The sequence below is a fragment of the Faecalibacterium sp. I3-3-33 genome (assembly GCF_023347295.1).
GTDB lineage: Bacteria > Bacillota > Clostridia > Oscillospirales > Ruminococcaceae > Faecalibacterium.
Map to the genome: position 1 here is coordinate 920090 of NZ_CP094469.1, position 17584 is coordinate 937673.

20 protein-coding genes are annotated in these 17584 nt (G+C 52.2%); 18 read left to right on the top strand and 2 right to left on the bottom strand.

Annotation, left to right across the window (positions count from 1 at the left end):
• Positions 1-25: 25 nt before the first annotated feature.
• The 4 genes from MTP39_RS04435 to sfsA (MTP39_RS04450) all read left to right on the top strand — a co-directional run bounded on the left by MTP39_RS04435 (position 26) and on the right by sfsA (MTP39_RS04450) (position 3508).
• Positions 26-1636, top strand: a complete 1611-nt coding sequence (locus MTP39_RS04435) for a recombinase family protein (RefSeq protein ID WP_120021089.1) — start codon at positions 26-28, stop codon at positions 1634-1636.
• A 701-nt stretch (positions 1637-2337) separates the two neighbouring features.
• Positions 2338-2625, top strand: coding sequence for a hypothetical protein (locus tag MTP39_RS04440; RefSeq protein ID WP_005921159.1), 288 nt, complete (start codon positions 2338-2340; stop codon positions 2623-2625).
• Between the two features lie 19 nt (positions 2626-2644).
• A complete protein-coding gene (locus MTP39_RS04445) occupies positions 2645-2839 on the top strand; it encodes a hypothetical protein (protein WP_249241591.1) in 195 nt (64 codons plus the stop codon).
• Between the two features lie 3 nt (positions 2840-2842).
• Positions 2843-3508: a DNA/RNA nuclease SfsA gene (gene sfsA / locus MTP39_RS04450; protein WP_249241592.1), complete on the top strand. Its 666-nt coding sequence runs from the start codon at positions 2843-2845 to the stop codon at positions 3506-3508.
• Positions 3509-3578: 70 nt separating this feature from the next.
• Here sfsA (MTP39_RS04450) and MTP39_RS04455 read toward each other — a convergent pair whose 3' ends face one another.
• The gene (locus tag MTP39_RS04455) at positions 3579-6308 is read right to left on the bottom strand and encodes an AAA domain-containing protein (protein ID WP_249241593.1); all 2730 of its coding nucleotides are present in this window, start codon (positions 6306-6308) and stop codon (positions 3579-3581) included.
• Positions 6309-6510: 202 nt separating this feature from the next.
• Here MTP39_RS04455 and MTP39_RS04460 point away from each other — a divergent pair, with 202 nt between their 5' ends.
• The 13 genes from MTP39_RS04460 (at position 6511) to MTP39_RS04520 (ending at position 15389) form a co-directional block, all read left to right on the top strand.
• Positions 6511-8019 carry a Y-family DNA polymerase gene (locus MTP39_RS04460; RefSeq protein ID WP_249241594.1) on the top strand — a complete coding sequence of 503 codons (1509 nt, stop codon included), beginning with the start codon at positions 6511-6513 and terminating at the stop codon, positions 8017-8019.
• Positions 8000-8497: a hypothetical protein gene (locus MTP39_RS04465; RefSeq protein ID WP_249241595.1), complete on the top strand. Its 498-nt coding sequence runs from the start codon at positions 8000-8002 to the stop codon at positions 8495-8497. The genes MTP39_RS04460 and MTP39_RS04465 overlap by 20 nt, the downstream gene beginning before the upstream one ends.
• A gap of 253 nt (positions 8498-8750) precedes the next feature.
• Positions 8751-8915 carry a GTP-binding protein gene (locus tag MTP39_RS04470; protein ID WP_249241596.1) on the top strand — a complete coding sequence of 55 codons (165 nt, stop codon included), beginning with the start codon at positions 8751-8753 and terminating at the stop codon, positions 8913-8915.
• 103 nt (positions 8916-9018) lie between these two features.
• On the top strand, positions 9019-9657 hold the full coding sequence (locus tag MTP39_RS04475; RefSeq protein ID WP_097771470.1) for a YczE/YyaS/YitT family protein: 639 nt from the start codon (positions 9019-9021) through the stop codon (positions 9655-9657).
• A 230-nt stretch (positions 9658-9887) separates the two neighbouring features.
• Positions 9888-10415: an isochorismatase family protein gene (locus tag MTP39_RS04480; protein ID WP_249241597.1), complete on the top strand. Its 528-nt coding sequence runs from the start codon at positions 9888-9890 to the stop codon at positions 10413-10415.
• A gap of 10 nt (positions 10416-10425) precedes the next feature.
• A complete protein-coding gene (locus tag MTP39_RS04485) occupies positions 10426-10947 on the top strand; it encodes an O-acetyl-ADP-ribose deacetylase (RefSeq protein ID WP_249241598.1) in 522 nt (173 codons plus the stop codon).
• A 3-nt stretch (positions 10948-10950) separates the two neighbouring features.
• Entirely contained in the window at positions 10951-11616 is a 666-nt protein-coding gene (sfsA, locus tag MTP39_RS04490) for a DNA/RNA nuclease SfsA (RefSeq protein WP_249241599.1), read from the top strand.
• A 78-nt stretch (positions 11617-11694) separates the two neighbouring features.
• Positions 11695-12420 carry a MerR family transcriptional regulator gene (locus MTP39_RS04495; RefSeq protein ID WP_249241600.1) on the top strand — a complete coding sequence of 242 codons (726 nt, stop codon included), beginning with the start codon at positions 11695-11697 and terminating at the stop codon, positions 12418-12420.
• Positions 12421-12525: 105 nt separating this feature from the next.
• On the top strand, positions 12526-12903 hold the full coding sequence (locus tag MTP39_RS04500; protein ID WP_055185761.1) for a desulfoferrodoxin family protein: 378 nt from the start codon (positions 12526-12528) through the stop codon (positions 12901-12903).
• Between the two features lie 489 nt (positions 12904-13392).
• Positions 13393-13686, top strand: coding sequence for a helix-turn-helix domain-containing protein (locus tag MTP39_RS04505; RefSeq protein ID WP_249241601.1), 294 nt, complete (start codon positions 13393-13395; stop codon positions 13684-13686).
• Positions 13687-13777: 91 nt separating this feature from the next.
• Entirely contained in the window at positions 13778-14239 is a 462-nt protein-coding gene (locus MTP39_RS04510) for a DUF523 domain-containing protein (RefSeq protein ID WP_249241602.1), read from the top strand.
• 97 nt (positions 14240-14336) lie between these two features.
• Entirely contained in the window at positions 14337-14924 is a 588-nt protein-coding gene (locus MTP39_RS04515; RefSeq protein WP_249241603.1) for a pentapeptide repeat-containing protein, read from the top strand.
• A 12-nt stretch (positions 14925-14936) separates the two neighbouring features.
• Complete coding sequence (locus MTP39_RS04520) at positions 14937-15389, top strand: aminoacyl-tRNA hydrolase (RefSeq protein ID WP_249241604.1); 453 nt, start codon at positions 14937-14939, stop codon at positions 15387-15389.
• A gap of 84 nt (positions 15390-15473) precedes the next feature.
• On the opposite strand, the gene MTP39_RS04525 is transcribed toward MTP39_RS04520, so the two are convergent.
• A complete protein-coding gene (locus tag MTP39_RS04525) occupies positions 15474-16355 on the bottom strand; it encodes a DUF5131 family protein (RefSeq protein ID WP_442899412.1) in 882 nt (293 codons plus the stop codon).
• A 114-nt stretch (positions 16356-16469) separates the two neighbouring features.
• Between MTP39_RS04525 and MTP39_RS04530 the strand changes: the two genes are divergently transcribed.
• Positions 16470-17501, top strand: a complete 1032-nt coding sequence (locus tag MTP39_RS04530) for a macro domain-containing protein (RefSeq protein ID WP_249241605.1) — start codon at positions 16470-16472, stop codon at positions 17499-17501.
• The last annotated feature ends 83 nt before the right edge of the window (positions 17502-17584 follow it).

The window sequence follows — 17584 nt, forward strand, 5'->3', positions numbered from 1 at the left end:
CTGGCTGTCGGAAACGGAGGATTTTATGTTAAGACAGACCAACCAACAACCAATTACCGCCCTTTACCCAAGACTTTCCCATGAGGACGAGCTGCAAGGCGAAAGCAATTCCATTTCCAATCAGAAGCGTATTCTTGAAACCTATGCAAAGCAGAACGGCTTTTCCAATCTGCGCTGGTACACGGACGACGGTTATTCTGGTGCGAACTTTCAAAGACCCGGTTTTCAAGCCATGCTTGCGGACATTGAAGCCGGAAAAGTCGGGACAGTTATCGTAAAGGATATGTCGAGGTTAGGGCGAAACTACCTGCAAGTGGGAATGTACACGGAAATGATTTTCCCACAGAAAGGTGTCCGCTTCATCGCTATCAATGACGGAGTGGACAGCGCACAGGGCGACAATGACTTTGCCCCGCTGCGGAATATCTTTAACGAATGGCTGGTGAGAGATACGAGCAAGAAAATCAAAGCAGTAAAACGCTCAAAAGGCATGAGTGGCAAGCCCATCACAAGCAAGCCTGTGTATGGCTACCTCATGGACGAGAACGAAAATTTCATTATTGACGAGGAAGCTGCACCCGTAGTCAAGCAGATATACAACCTCTGCCTTGCCGGGAATGGTCCGACCAAGATAGCCCGTATGCTCACAGAGCAGCAGATCCCCACGCCGGGGACGCTGGAATACCGCAGGACGGGCAGCACCCGCCGCTACCACCCCGGCTATGAGTGCAAGTGGGCGACCAATACCGTTGTGCATATCCTTGAAAACCGGGAATACACAGGCTGTCTGGTAAACTTCAAGACAGAAAAGCTCTCTTACAAAGTCAAGCACAGCGTAGAAAATCCCCCGGAGAAGCAAGTGATTTTCGAGAACCACCACGAGCCTATCATAGACACCCAGACATGGGAACGGGTGCAGGAACTTCGCAAGCAGCGCAAACGCCCCAACCGCTATGATGAAGTGGGCTTGTTCTCCGGCATACTGTTCTGTGCGGACTGCGGCAGTGTCATGTATCAGCAGCGATACCAGACGGACAAGCGCAAGCAGGACTGTTATATCTGCGGCAACTACAAGAAGCGCACCCATGACTGTACGGCGCACTTTATCCGCACCGACCTCTTGACCGCTGGTGTACTCTCCAATCTGCGGAAAGTGACAAGCTATGCGGCAAAGCATGAAGCCCGGTTTATGAAGCTCTTGATTGAGCAGAACGAGGACGGGGGCAAGCGCAGGAACGCCGCCAAGAAAAAGGAACTGGAAGCCGCCGAGAAACGCATAGCCGAGTTATCCGCTATCTTCAAGCGGCTGTATGAGGACAGCGTGACCGGGCGCATATCAGACGAGCGTTTCACAGAGCTGTCGGCAGACTATGAAGCAGAACAACGGGAGCTGAAAGAAAGAGCCGCCGCTATCCAAGCGGAGCTTTCCAAAGCACAGGAAGCCACCGTGAACGCAGAAAAGTTTATGAATGTTGTCCGGCGGCATACCAGCTTTGAAGAACTTACCCCTACTCTGCTGCGGGAGTTTGTAGAGAAAATCGTTGTGCATGAGTGCAGCTATGACGAGAACAAGACCCGCAGACAGGACATTGAGATTTATTATTCTTTTGTTGGCAAGGTGGACTTGCCCGAATAACCGCCCGACCTATCCGACACAATGCGCAAGTGCCGGATAGGAACGGCAAAATTTTTTACACTTCTATTACTTCTTTATCACACATCAGTAAAAGCTGCTGGTCACCAGCAAAAACACCAGCAAAAAAGATTTTGAACCCGGTAATCGCAAAAAAATCTGTGCGAGAATTGCGACCGGTGATTATGATGCGGTTACAACATCATTATCGACCTTGCCCGAAAGTACAGCCGCAAGGTGCGGTATTTTGCCTATGCCAGTGCAACGAAATGCGCGGAACAGGTCGTTGCGGAAGAGGAAAACGCAGTTGCCTTAATATTTTTTCTAAGCTCATTCGCCGTGGCCCAGATTTTAGTCGCCAATTCCTGTTTGTTCATTACAGCATTCTCCTTATAATCGCAGAGTCCTACATATCATCATTATAACATATTTTTGATGAATCAGCTATACGATTCATCAAAAATAATCTCAATTCAACAATCTTCATGTTCGTTTGTTTGGTGTTCTTGGAGTGACCCACTTTTTTGTAGCAATCCATAGTCAACGGATCTTCTTCGGCAGGCTGTTGTCTATGTCTAAGGAACGTATTACTCTTTTTTGTTGTCTATATCACAGATTGAATAGCCGTTTCATCTTGAAAACAGCGTAAAGATTTATTATAATAAGATAAATAGTTGTTACTTTTTCCGAAGAAGCTGTGAGGAATGAATCGGAACTGCCGCCGTAAAACAGAAAAGGTCTACGTGAAGGTGAACTCTGATTTTGACGCAACCGGCTATATGCAGCCCCGGCAGATCACATGGGGCGATGGTCGGACGTATCCCATCGAGCAAGTGCGGGACTTTCGCCCTGCAAATACCATTGCCGATATGCCCGGCGACTGTTATACTGTAATGGTAAAGGGACAGGAGCGGCACCTGTTTTTCGAGCGTTCCGACCCACGATTTCCATCCCGGTTCGGCAGATGGTTTGTGGAGGTGGAGACCAAATAACACAAAGGAGGGCTGATTCATGGCAGCGCAGCGCACTTATCTGGCAATTTCTACGGGTGTGTATGGCTATCCGCTGGAGGCCGCCACCCAAATTGCAGTGAATACAGTGGCGGATTGGCTGCAAAGCCACGCCGACTGCGATATGAAGGTCATCTTCTGTTGCTTTGATGCCCGGATGGCGCAGGCGTATCAGACAAAAATGAAAATGGAGTAAACATTGAAATACAGAGAGATCGTGGACGGCATTTTTCTTGACCGTCCCAACCGTTTTATTGCCCATGTGGACGTGAACGGTGCGGTAGAAACCGTCCATGTCAAAAACACCGGGCGGTGCAAGGAACTGCTGCTGCCCGGTGCGGAGGTGCGTCCGGAAGTGTCGGACAACCCGAAACGCAAGACAAAATACGACCTTGTGGCGGTCTACAAGCAGGAACTTGGCTGGGTCAATATGGACAGTCAGGCACCCAACAAGGTGGTAGGAGAATGGCTCTCAAAGCAGGAGTTTGACCTTGTCCGGTCGGAGTTTACCTACGGAAAATCCCGCATCGACTTCTACATGGAAAAAGGCGAACAGAAATACCTGCTGGAAGTCAAAGGCTGTACACTGGAAGTGGGCGGTATCGGTTATTTCCCGGATGCGCCCACTGAACGGGGCGTGAAGCACTTGCATGAGTTAGCGCAGGCGCAGCAGGCCGGATACCGGTGCGCGGTGGCATTTGTGATTCAAATGGAAGGCGTTACGGAAGTGCGGCCCAACATCAGCACACAGCCGGAATTCGGGATGGCTCTGGAACAAGCAAAGGCAGCAGGTGTGCGCGTGTTGTTTCTGCTATGCCGCATCAGACAGGACAGTCTGGAAATCACGGAGCAGCGGGAAGGCTGAAGCCAGTACCGGCTTGGATAGAAGCAAAACGACGGCACAATCATCTTATGATTGCACCGTCGTTTTGCTGTCATACAGGGTTTTTAATTAGCAGGATCGCCTGCAATGCTGCCCGGATCTTTTCGCGTTCTCCACTTCCGTCTGTCCGGAGACGCAGCAGAGAAACGCCGCATTTGTCCATGATATGGTTCTTCTTTTCATCCCGTTCTGCCTGTTTACTTCCATCTTCGTGGAAACTGGTTCCGTCCACTTCAATGGCCAGAACAGGCTGTTTGTCCATCTGACGGAATAACAGAAAATCAATGTGAGTCAGCGGGTTACGGGCATATTTCTGCTCGTCCTCCGTCAAAGACCCGTAGTTTTTAATCAGCGTTGCAAGAGAAACATGGATGGTACAGCCGATGGAGGAAAACGCTTCCTCCGAGAGCACCTCCTGAATAACGGCATACATCAGATTCTCAGAGTCATATTCTGAAATCCGTTTGTGCTTTTGCAGATATGTTTTGCGCTGCTCGGCATATCCCTGATACAGCATGTCGAACACGGAGTAGACCTGACTTTGGATGACTTCAAAATTGTTGTATTCGATGTAGCGCGCCAGATCACCATAGTTTGTCCGGTCATTGCGCGGGTCTTGCGATGTAATGACCGTCAGCGAATGAACTGCGCGGGAAACGGCGACATTCAGCATATGCGGATCGTCTACAAAATCGGTGATCACGTTGTCCACGGAGGTCAGGATAATGGCATCCTGCTCGCGTCCCTGAAATTTGTGGACAGTATCGACAACACAGGCGTCCCCTAGCTGGAGGTGGAGTGCATTTACCTGATCCCGATAGGGTGTGATGACGCCGATGCTCTGATGGTTGTGCTGGTTCAGCCTCGGAAGAACTTCCTGCCGGATGACGTCGATCTGACGTTGATTGATGTGTCCCCGCGCGTGGTTTCCCGCAACGGTCCGATACAGGGCCAGCACATCCAGCTCATCATGATCTTTTGTCATGACGATCAACTGACCGTGATAGAATTTCTGGTTGCAGAAATTGATGATTTTCGGGTGGCAGCGGTAGTGTTCTCGCAGTAGCGTGACAGGCGCGGTCTGCCATGTTTCCAGCGCGGAGGAGAGCAGGTTGTGGGTGGAAAAGTGATACCGTTCCTCAAGAGAATACTTTTTCCAGATGGCATCGCTGGTGCGGATGTCATGTTCTGTCAGTACATTTGGCAACTGTTTCAGATCGCCGACGATCACGATATTCCGCGCACAGGAGAATGCAAGAACGCCGGTAGCAAGATCGACCTGAGATGCTTCGTCTACGATCAGATAATCGTAGATGTGGTCGGTGCTCAGAGTTCCTTTGATGGAATAGGTCGTGCTGAGCACCACGGGATATTCCCGTGTGAATGCTGCGGAGTCCCCGCGAAAATCAGCCATGTCAAAACGTTTCCGGCTGCTTTTCCATGGATAACGAGCCGCCAGTTCTGCACGGAACAGCTGCAGAGACTTCTGGGCAAGTTCGTCCATTTTTGCGTCGAAAGAGTAATACTCCAATCTGCGATTCAATTCGGACTTCTCATTTTCAAGCTCCCGCTTTTTTGCGGAATAGAACTGGTGCTGCAGATACGGGATGACCAGCTCCGGAGAGCGAAGAAACAGCCTGAGTGCATTGAGGTTGAACCGGAACAGGATGGAAAGCTTTTGTAGAAGCCCAAGGCGATTGTGACGTTCTGCGTGCTGTTCAAATTCTGTCCAAAGGGCAAGGATCTTCTGGGAAGACAGGCTGTTTAGATTCTCAGTTGGAAGATCGTGGTATGTTGCATAGTACTCCTCAAAATAGTGCTGCTCCGGATTCAGCTGCAAAAGTTCCTGCTCAATGGCTGCGATGCGGTTCTTGGCGTTGAGCATTTCATTCAGTTCGGCAGAAAGAGCAGTGGTCTGCTGACAGAGTTGAGCGCGTTCTTCCTCGGTGATTTCCCAGTCTTTCATGTCCGGGTAAGTGTCTGTCTGATCTTCCAGAAATTTCTGCTTATTGGCCATGCTGCCAAGAAATGCGGTCAGAAATGCAGCATTTTTCCTTTCCAGTTTTTCTGCAACATTGTGTGTGGCGGAGTTGTTGTTGGAAACGACCGCGACGGTCTGTCCGCTTCGGATAACGTTGGCAATGATGTTCAGGATGGTCTGCGTTTTTCCAGTGCCCGGAGGGCCTTGGATGATGCTGATTTTGGAAGAAAGTGCACGTTCAACCGCCAGTTTCTGACTTTGGTTCAGACCGAACGGATAAATGATCGAATCCGGTATCTGGGGCGCTTCTACCTCCGTTTGAGGATCGAGATAGCTCGCCAGCACGGTATCCTTGCTGACTTTCTGGATTTTGTTGTATTGCGCACTCAGAATGTTGACGCCGTTTTCCGCCACAAGACTGATTGCCGTGGCAGCTTCTTTGAAGTACTGGAAGATTTCTTCATTTTTGCTGTCGGAAAGGCAATTCTGCTGGAGCTGGACTTCGCTGCTGCGGAGCAACTGATCTTTTGCACCTTTGCGGAGAATGCGGTAATACGCGCCAAAATCCAGAAGCTCATCGATGCCATGAATCGACTGGCCGTTTACGGTGACGATAAACCGTGCCGGATCAAGCCGCTTTTGCAAAGAAAAAACTTCTACATTGCTGCTCTGAAAGCGATAAATCTTATGAGGCGCACTGAGATAAGAAATCTCACAGGTTCTATCATGAAGCTGGAAATTGGCAACAGAGCTTGTCTGATCTGTCCCTTTTATCATGACCAGATATTTTCGTGGATCCATGAAAAACTCCTTGTGTAAAGCGGCGTAAGCGATTTTGCAGGGATTGCTTTCTATTATACGGGCAATGTTGTCTGAAAACAAGATAGGATAATTAGAATACACTTGAAAACAACCGGCGGAACTGCTATAATAAAATAAAAAGTTGTTAAACACGGGCAAAAATTGCGCAAAACGAACCAAAACAATAGGGGGAAAAGAGGTAATGGACGGAAAGAAACGCACCTATCTGGCAATCGACCTGAAAAGTTTCTATGCCTCGGTGGAGTGCGTAGACCGCCATCTTGACCCCCTGACCACGAATCTGGTGGTGGCAGATGCCTCCCGCACCGAAAAGACCATTTGCCTTGCAGTGTCGCCCTCCCTGAAAGCCTACAAGATACCCGGCAGAGCACGGCTGTTTGAAGCCGTTCAGCGGGTGAAAGAGGTCAACGCTCAGCGGCTGCAAACTGCCATCTGGCAGCACAAGGCAGTCCGGGGAGAGGAGGGAAAATACCACTTTGCCAGCACCTCTTTTGATGCCAATGCCCTGAATGCAGACCCGGCGCTGGGCTTGAGCTACATCGTTGCGCCGCCCCGGATGCAGCGATATCTGGACGTTTCCACCCAGATCTACAAGACCTACCTCAAATATGTGTCCCCGGCGGATATCTACCCCTACTCCATTGACGAGGTTTTTATTGATGTGACGGGCTATCTGCCCTACTACCATATGAGCGCCCACGAGCTTGCCATGACCATGGTGCGGGAGGTGCTGTACAACACCGGCATCACCGCAACGGCAGGCATCGGCACCAACCTCTACCTTGCAAAGCTGGCCATGGACATTGTGGCAAAACACATCCCGGCGGACAAGGATGGTGTCCGCATTGCGGAGTTGGACGAGCAGTCCTACCGGTATCTGCTGTGGAACCACAGACCGCTGACGGATTTCTGGATGACTGGCCCCGGCACCGTCAAGCGGCTGGAAGCCCACGGCATCTACACCATGGGGGATTTGGCACGGTTTTCCATCCACGGAGAAGATCGTCTGTATGAGATTTTCGGCGTGGATGCAGAAATTCTCATCGACCACGCATGGGGCTATGAGCCCTGCGGTATGGCTGAGATCAAAAGCTACAAGCCCAGCACCAACAGCATCAGTGAGGGACAGGTGCTGACCTGCCCCTACCCCAACGATAAAGCAAAACTCATCGTCCGGGAGATGGCGGAAATTCTGATGTTCCGGCTTACCGAAAAGAAACTGGTGACGGAATCCATCACCTTGGAGGTGGGCTACGACCGGGAGAACGTGGACAAGGGCGGCTACCGTGGTCTGACCCAGACCGACCGCTACGGCAGAATCATCCCCAAAGCGGCACACGGCACCGTCCGGTTCGATGCTCCTACCAATCTGGGCAGCACCATCATCAACGAAAGCGCAAAGCTGTTTGAGCGCATTACTAACCCTGCGCTGACGGTGCGGCGCATCACCCTCAACGCCAACAAGGTCACCCAGGACGAGGGCATCTATCAGGTGGACTTTTTTACCGACACCAAGAAGCTGGAAAAGGAGAAAAAACTCCAGCAAGCCATGCTGGGCATCAAGAACAAGTACGGCAAAAATGCCGTACTGAAAGCCAGCAGCTACGAGGAAGGTGCCACCATGCGCCAGCGCAATGCGCAGATTGGTGGTCACAGCGCAGGAGGTTCGGATGGAAAACTACAAAAATAGCAAGATCGGGCGGGAGGCCGCCCAAAAGTACGGGGATATCCTGGAGATGGAACGCCCCCAGACCAAAGAATCCCTTCGCAAGCACCCCCGCATGACCCTTCAGAACCGTGCCAAAATCTTTTCGCCCTTCTCTCCGCTGCGGGGCTATGACGAGCAGCTTGCCGCAGAAAAGCAGCGCACCGAGCGTGTGACCAAGCGCATTCTGACCGAGGAAGAAATGTCGGCTCTGTCCGATCGGCTGATGCAGGTTACGAAGGGTATGACCATTACGGTACGGTATTTCAAGGAGGACACTACCCACCCGGAGGTTCCGGCGGTGGGCAACTACATCACCCTGACCGGAAAAGCAGACCGCATCGACCCGGTGTTCCGCACCTTGCAAGTGGGCGACACCGTGGTGCCCTTTGAAGATCTGGTTGAGATCAGTGGAGAAAGCATCATGGAGATTGACCAATATCTCGGCATTACAGAGGATTAAGCACAAAAAAGACCACCAGCCGTTTCCGGCTGGTGGTCTTGCTTCATAGAGAAAACCACAGGCTATGCTTGTGGAAGAAAAGAGCCGTAGCGTCGAAACGGTAGAAAAAGAACCTCCTTTTGCTATAATTAGAAGCGGGTAACGCCAACCGCATAGGGCCTCTGGTTCGGCCTACTTTTTGGAGCTGGGCCTCTCGTGCCAGCAGCTTGAACAGAATATCCCGGCCCTCTTCACCGACACCGCGTGCGGCCATGTGCTGCGGGCGAAAGGCTTCGTACAGGACAAGAACGGCTGGGTGGAGCTGAACGCCACCGCCGACGGCCTGACGGCAAACGCTATCCCCAAGGGGCAGGAAGTGCTCATCGTGATCGGGGAGGGGCTGGAGAAAGAACGGATTGAGGTGAGATTAAAGGGGTAAAGGTGGATCCCCCGTATATCGTTGTATCTTTCCATAAATAGTTTGTCTCCCGCCCAAAGTAGGCGTATAATAGGGGAAAAGAAACGCTAAAGGAGAATCCCCTATGAACGGCACCGCATTGCGCAAACCGACTGCCCGGCGGGTGGTGGGCATGGTGGCGGGCATCGTCATCATCGCCCTTGGCATTGCGCTTTTCAAGCAGTCCCACCTCGGCAACGACTCCATCAGCGCCCTGAACATGCGGCTGGCGGAGCTGCTCGGCATCTCGCTGGGCACCCAGAACCTGTGCACGAACATCCTGTTTTTCCTGCTGGAATTCTGGTTCGGGCGCAAGTACATCGGCCTTGGCACCTTCGTCAACGGCATCTGCATCGGGTACATCGTCACGGCGTTCTATGACCCCATTCACGCCCACTTCGGCGACGCGCCGTCGCTGGCGGTGCAGTTGGCGTGGGTCATCGCGGCGGTGCTGGTCACGGCGCTGGGCGCTTCGCTCTACCAGACCGCCGACCTCGGCATCGCGCCCTACGATTACCTTTCCCTCGGTCTGCGGGACTACACACCCTGCCCGTACTTCGGGTGCCGCATCTTCACCGATGCGCTCAGCGCCCTGCTGTGCTGGCTGCTGGGTGGCCTTGTGGGCCTTGGCACCTTGATCTGTGCGTTCTGCCTTGGGCCCTTCATCCAGTTCTTCGATCGGACGTTCTCCCAGAAGGTGCTGCAATACAAACCGAACAATTGAGAAACCCCGCGGCGTCAAATCATACGCTGCGGGGGTCTTTTTTATTGCTGCCGTTAAGCAGAAAATGAAGGAGATTTATCTTTCAAAACCGCCTGTGGACTGCTGCGGCGATGGGGAGCCATAACAAACCCATCAGACAGGCTTTGGAAGAAGTAAATTTTTCGAATCTGCTTGTAGAAAACGGCGGTCTATGGTAGCATGAAATCAAAGAAAAACAGGAGGGCTTACACATGGTTTTACTGGTTGTGGATACACAGAAAGGTATCGTGGATGAACGCCTGTATGCGTTTGAAAAGTTTGTCAGCAACATCAGGAAACTGATCCGGACTGCCCGCGAACAGGGAATCGAGGTCGTCTATGTCCAGCATGACGATGGGCCCGGTACAGGCTTTTCCATCGGAGACGATGAATTTGAGGTCTATTCCGGGTTTGCGTCGCTGCTGACTGAAAAACGGTTCGTCAAAACCGTATGCAGTGCGTTCAAAAAAGAAAGCGGTCTGCTGGAATATCTGACGGAAAAGGGCGAAAAAGATGTGATGGTCTGCGGCATCATGACCGACTTCTGCATCAATGCAACGGTGGAGGCAGGCTTTGAGCATGGCCTGCACATGATCGTTCCTGCCTATGCAAATTCCACGCAGGACAACGAGTACATGACAGGGGAGCAGAGCTACCGCTATTACAATGAATTCCTCTGGCCGGACCGCTATGCCGATTGTGTGCCCATGGACAAGGCGCTGGAGCTGCTCAAAAAGTGAGGTGTTTACAATGATTTCTGAAAAAGTCAAAAATCAGATTCAAGTGGTGCAGGGTGATATTACCAAACTGGACTGTGACTGCATCGTAAATGCGGCCAATCGCAGTCTGCTGGGTGGCGGCGGTGTGGATGGTGCCATCCACCGGGCAGCAGGGCCGGAATTGTTGGCGGAGTGTCGTACGCTACACGGCTGCCGCACCGGCGAAGCAAAAATCACCAAGGGCTACCGGTTGAGAGCAAAGTATATCATTCATACGGTAGGCCCGATTTATTCCGGCACAGCAGAGGATGCCGCGCAGCTGGCGGACTGCTACCGCAATTCGCTGAACCTTGCCAAAGAGCATGATGTCCATAGCATTGCGTTCCCGGCAATTTCGACCGGCGTGTATGGCTACCCGCTGGATGCCGCCACCCAAATTGCGGTGGATACAGTGACAGATTGGCTGCAAAGCCACGTCGACTACGATATGAGGGTCATTTTCTGCTGCTTTGATGCCCGGACGGCGCAGGTGTATCAGACAAAAATGGAGTAAACATTGAAATACAGAGAAATCGCAGACGGCATTTTTGTTGACCGTCCCAACCGCTTTATTGCCCATGTGGAAGTGAATGGAGCAGTGGAAACCGTCCATGTCAAGAACACCGGGCGGTGCAAGGAACTGCTGCTGCCCGGTACGGCGGTGCGGCTGGAAGTGTCAGATAACCCGAAACGCAAAACAAAATACGACCTTGTGGCGGTACATAAGCAGGGGCTTGGTTGGGTCAACATGGACAGTCAGGCACCCAACAAGGCAGTAGGAGAGTGGCTTGCAAAACAGGGCTACGACTATATCAAGCCGGAATTCATCTATGGCAAGTCCCGCATCGACTTTTATATGGAAAAGGGCGAGCAAAAGTATCTGATGGAAGTCAAGGGCTGCACACTGGAAGTGGACGGTATCGGCTATTTCCCGGATGCACCCACCGAGCGGGGTGTGAAGCACCTGCACGAGCTGGCGCAGGCACAGCAGGCAGGGTATCGGTGCGCAGTGGCTTTCGTGATTCAGATGGAAGGCATCACCGAGGTGCGGCCAAATGTCAGCACACAGCCGGAGTTTGGTACGGCACTGGCCGAAGCAAAGGCCGCAGGTGTGCGGGTGCTGTTTCTGCTCTGCCGTGTGGGGCGTGACAGCTTGGAAATCATGGAGCAGCGGGAAGGCTGAAAAATTTTTCAGAAAACCTCTTGACCCTGACGCAGCGTCATAGCGTATACTGTGGCTGTCGCAAGGGAGGACAGCAAGATGATGACAGTGAACGAAGTGAGTAAGCGGACCGGAGTGAGCATCCGGACCCTGCAATATTACGATAAAATCGGTCTGCTGCGCGCGGCGGGCCGTACCGAAGCAGGCTATCGGCTGTATGACGATGCCGCGCTGGAACGTTTGCAGCAGATCTTATTGTTCCGGGAACTGGAATTTCCGCTGAAGGACATCCAGAAAATCGTGGAGAATCCTGCTTTTGACCGGCAGAAAGCACTGGAACAGCAGATCACACTTCTGACATTGAAAAAGCAGCATCTTGAAGATCTGATCGGCCTTGCGCAGAAAATTCGAACCACAGGAGGAATGGTTATGGACTTTACCGCATTTGATACGCAGAAGATCAAGAAGTATACCGAGCAGGCCAAAAAGGAATGGGGCGAAACGCCGGAATACAAAGAGTTTGAGGAAAAAACTGCCCATAAGACCGAGAAAGAAGTCAAGGACATGAGCAGTCAACTGATGGACATCGTGGCGGCATTCGGCGGGATGCAGAGCAAAGACCCGGCGGACTCTGAAGTGCAGGCACAGGTGAAGAAGCTGCAGGAGTTTATCACAGAGCACTACTACAACTGTTCCAAGGTGATCTTGAATCAGCTGGGGCAGATGTATGGGGCAGGCGGAGCATTTACGGAAAACATCAATGCTGCCGGCGGTGCCGGTGCCGCAGAATTTGCGCAGAAAGCCATTGAGATTTATTGCAAGTGAGCCCAAAAACGCTTTGCGTGATTCAGTTACAGAAATCATAAATAGGAAATGTTATCATATAGATACAAGAAACACACCGATAACATTCCAATGGAGGATTTCGATATGAAGGCAAAGTTTTACATCTGCAATCACTGTGGCAACCTCGTCACTACCATCCATAACGCAGGCGTTCCGCTGGTCTGCTGCGGGGAGAAGATGAAAGAGCTGGTTCCCAATACGGTGGAAGCCAGCGGCGAGAAGCATCTGCCGGTGGCAGAGCTTTCCGGCAGTCGTCTCACGGTCACAGTGGGCGCGGTGGAGCACCCCATGGCGGATGTTCACTATATTCAGTGGATTTTTGTGGAGACTGAGAACGGCGGGCAGATCCGCTATCTGAATCCGGGGCAGGCTCCCAACGCGGTGTTTGAACTGGGAAGTGAAAAGCCGGTGGCCGTTTACGCATACTGCAATCTGCATGGGCTCTGGATGACGAAACTCTGATACAATCAATGCAAACGGGGAGTGATTTGATGTCACTCCCTGTTTTTTGATGAGAACTTTATGCGGTTCTTTTGGTTCGGAACTGTGTATAAATGGGATGGATAAAATGAGTAGGCACACTATATGCGTTTGTTAAACGCTGACAGCGTTCAATTTTTTGCGTGGAATCGTGAAAATGAGACCTGTGAAAAACGTAGAAAATTTGATATGGTTGCGCTGCAAACTAAGACATATTGATGTTTTGAAACGAGTTTATAGTGAAATATGTGTAATTCGAGTGCAGATATTCATTCTTGTGAGTTTGTTGTGTGAATTTGTCACGTTCCACCGCAAAAAAGGACTTGACGGAAAAAATACTCCGTGAGCTGCTCACAAGAGCAGCTCCATCGAGTCGCGGTCATTGTGCATTTTCAAGCTGAAAACAGGCCGGGACTCGGAAAAGGAGTCTCGGCCTGTTTGTGTTTTCGGCGCAAAGGAAAGGATTGAACAATGCGATTTGATGCAAAAGAATTCGGCGGACGTATCCGCGATTTGCGGAAAAAGAAGGGGATTACACAGGAACAGTTGAGTATAATGCTGAACGTTAGTGCGAACCATCTTGCAAAAGTTGAAACGGGAAGCCGCTGCTGCTCGATTGAGTTGCTGCAGGATCTTTCGTCCTGCCTGAATGTCAGAACGGACTATCTGCTGAACGGAGATGCACCGCATAACAACCATCTGAGGGAAAGACTGACGTTTCTTGCACAGGAATTAGAAAAGATTACGGCGGACCTCCCGGTATGAGGATAGGAAAAGCAAAATCCTCTTTTTCAATGCCCAAAAGCGTGGTAGAATAGGGAAAAGATTCAGTATCTGAAAAACGGAGCGTGCAACAATGAAGATTCTGGTCAGCGCCTGCCTGCTGGGCGAAAACTGCAAATACAGCGGCGGAAACAATTACAATCAGGCGGTCTGCGATTTTGCGCGGGGGCATCAGGTGGTTCCGGTCTGCCAGGAGGTGCTGGGCGGCCTGCCCACACCGCGGTGCCCGGCGGAAATCGTGCAGGGCGTTGTCACGAACAAAGAGGGCATCAATGTGGACCGGGAGTTCCGAGCGGGCGCAGCCAAGGCCCTTGCCATCGCAAAAGAAAATGGGGTGGAGCTTGCCATTCTGCAATCCCGCAGCCCCAGCTGCGGCGTGAAGGAAATTTACGATGGAACGTTTTCCGGGACAAAGATTCCCGGACAGGGCGTTTTTGCCAAGATGCTGATGGACGAAGGCATCCGTGTTCTGGATGCCGGGGAATTGCCTAAAATTATCTTGAAAAATGAGGACGGAAAATGTCAATCAGACTGATTTGCAGCGATATACCGGGGACTTTGAGGCCACTTGGCAGGATGTGCTGGAAGGCTGCACGGCCTTGTTGGAAGAACTGCGCTGACAGGAGAATTTTATGACAGAGCGTTATTGTGAAGGTGAACGGTTTGCTGACCTGTCGTTCACCGAGGAGACTTTTGAGGACTGCGACTTTACCGATTGCGTATTTGCGGATTGCTCTTTTACCAAGTGCGAACTGGATCATACCACGCTGAACGAGTGCAAATTCGTGCGGTGTGAGATCACAGGTCTGCGCAGTACCCATTCCTCGGTGCAGTCGCTGGATTTTGAGGACTGCCGCCTGAATGAAATCGAGTGGGCACCGCTGATGTCCAATGGTGCCTTCCCGGACCCTATCCACACGCTGAAAGAGTGCAGTCTGAAATATAACACCTTCACCGAAATGAACTTCAACCGCTTCGACTTTTCGGACGGCAACGAAATTGCCGGCTCCATGTTTGCCAAATGCGAGATGCAGCTGGCGAATTTCAAGGGTGTGGAACTTCACGAAACGGAATTCTACCAGTGTGACCTGCGCAAGGCGGATTTCCGGGATGCCGCCGGTTATAAGGTGGACATTCTGGGCAGCCGCCTGAAGGATGCGAAATTTTCCCTGCCGGAAGCGGTGAATCTGCTGGCAGATTTGAAGATCAAGCTGTCGTAAGAAGGAGAAAAAATGCGTCAACTCATCATTGCCCGAAAAGACCTGCAGATGTCTCCCGGTAAGCTGGCGGCGCAGTGCTGCCACGCTTCGCTGGCATTCCTCACCGACCCCATCGGCATGGGACAGGGCGTGGAACCCATTGAGAAAAACGGAGAAATTACCGGCTATCGGGCAGAAATCATGTTGGATAAAGCAACTTACGAAGAGTGGTTCGATGGCTCTTTTACCAAAACTATCTGCGGGGCAAAGAACCGCAATCAACTGCTGAAAGCAAAAACAATTGCCGAGGAATTGGGCCTTGTGGAAAACAAAGACTTCTTCCTCATCCGGGATGCCTGCCACACCGAGCTGGAACCGGAAGAATTTGATGAAAACGGCGAGGGCATGACTCTGACCTGCATCGGGTTCCGCCCGCTGCCGGATGAAATTGCACACCAGATCAGCCATAAGTTCCATTTGTATTGAGTGCTGATTTACGGAATACGAAAGAAAGCCCCGGCCATTCTCCTGTGATTTGCAGGAAAATGGTCGGGATAGAACTCCTTTATTTTATAAGCATTTTCCACAGTCACTGCAGCCGTTGCAGATCAACTTGCTGCCGCAGGTCTCGCAGTTTGCGCGGAAATGGGGCACATAGAGATCTTCCTGCGGGATGGGGTAGCCCCAGTCGTCCACGAGATCAAAATGAATGGGCCTGCCCTGAAAATTCATGCCGGATTTACAGGCCATCCGGCTTTGCAGCTGCTTGCTGGGCAGGTGGTAGCGTTTACCGTCCTTGATGAACACGGTGCCGGTCTCGATAAAGCAGAATGTTACGTTGGCATCCACGCATTCCTGCCGGAGAGACTTGACCCAATCGAAATTGCAGGGGCGGGCACCATCATAGTTTTCGCCGCCGCAGATGACCTGCTCGATCTGCCCGGCGGAAAGGTACTGCCGGATGCTTACTGGCCCGATGAAGGGCGCGCACATGATGCCCTTGTGCTTGAAGGGCAGGTCGAACAGGACGGGAATGCGCTCATCGGCACGGCGCTGATTTTCACAGGTGACGTTGAAAAAGATGTTGTCCCAACCGCTGCCCCAGTCCGGCGGCAGGCACTCCCGTACCCGCTGCGGCCGTTTGGTGAGCAGAAAAAACACCACATCGCTGCGTTGGCGCATGATGTCCCACGCCTCAGCCCGCCACGAGTCGGCTTCTTCCAAGAAGAAATCCGAGGTCATGCAGACCCGGATCTGCTCACCACTCTGGATTTTGTAGTGTCCGGTGCGGTCTTTCTGGAGCGGGTAGGAAAAGCCGCTTTTCGTTTTGTAGATCTCGGCCCCGTTCTGGTCCCGCATCCGGTCGAGAAAATACATGTAGCAGTTCTGGCAGCCCTCGCTGCACTTGATGCAGCCGTGCCATGGATTCCAGATGTCGTGCAGGAAGCTCACCTTCTTTCGGTACCTATTATTATAATAGCTGCGCGGACAGGAAACAAGAGCAACCCTTGCACCGTCCCGCCGGATGTGATAGGATGAAGAAAACCACATGAGGGAGGAACCACCATGCCGTTTCTGATGATCCGCAACGACATCACCAAGGTGGCGGCGGATGCCATTGTCAACCCGGCCAACCGGAACCTTTTGCAGGGCAGCGGCACCAGCCGTGCCATCTATCAGGCGGCAGGGGAGCAGCAGCTGACCGCCGCCTGTGAAGCCATTGGGCACTGCGATTTGGGCAGGGCCGTGTGTACCCCGGCGTTCGGGCTGTCTGCAAAGTATATCTTCCATGCGGTGTGTCCGGTATGGCATGGCGGCGGGTTCGGCGAAGCAGAACAATTAGCCAGTGCCTACCACTCCGCATTGGAATTAGCCGCAAAGTACCACTGCGAAAGCGTGGCTTTCCCGCTGCTGTCCAGCGGGAACTATGGCTACCCCAAAGAACAGGCCTTCCGCATTGCGGTGGATACCATCACACAGTACGTCATGGAGCACGACCTGACCGTGTATCTGGTGCTTTACGACCGGGGCTCGCTGGCCGTGAGCCGGAAGCTGTTCGCCTCGGTGGAGGAGTACATTGACGACCACTATGTAGCACAGAACGATGAAAGCTACGGATTTGGCCGTCGGCGCAGGGAATTGTCAGAGCGGCGGAAGCAGCTGGAAGAAGATGCTGCCCTGCCGATGCTAGGTGCAGTTCCGGCACCCGCCGCGGCACCCAGGACAGCCCGCAGTCTGGAAAGCTTGATGGATAATCTCGGTGAAAGCTTCACCACCCGGCTGCTGCGGCTCATTGATGAGCGGGGGCTGAAGGACTCCACCGTGTACAAGCAGTCCAACATCTCCCGGCAGCATTTCTCCAAAATTCAGTGCAATCGCGACTACAACCCCAAAAAGAAAACGGTGCTGGCCTTTGCGGTTGGGCTGCACCTGTCCGAAGATGAAACCATCGACCTGCTCAAGAGCGCGGGCTATGCCTTTTCGGATGGCTCCAAGCGGGACTGGATCGTGCGGTATTGTCTGGAACACAAAATCTATAACATCAATCAGGTCAATACGCTATTGTTTGAATACGATCAGGAACAGCTGGGTGCGTGATTTGTCGCCTGCCCGTTGACCTTTTGCCCTCCGGTTTGTGGTATCCTTTTGCCAACGAAAGCGATACACCACAAAACGGAGGG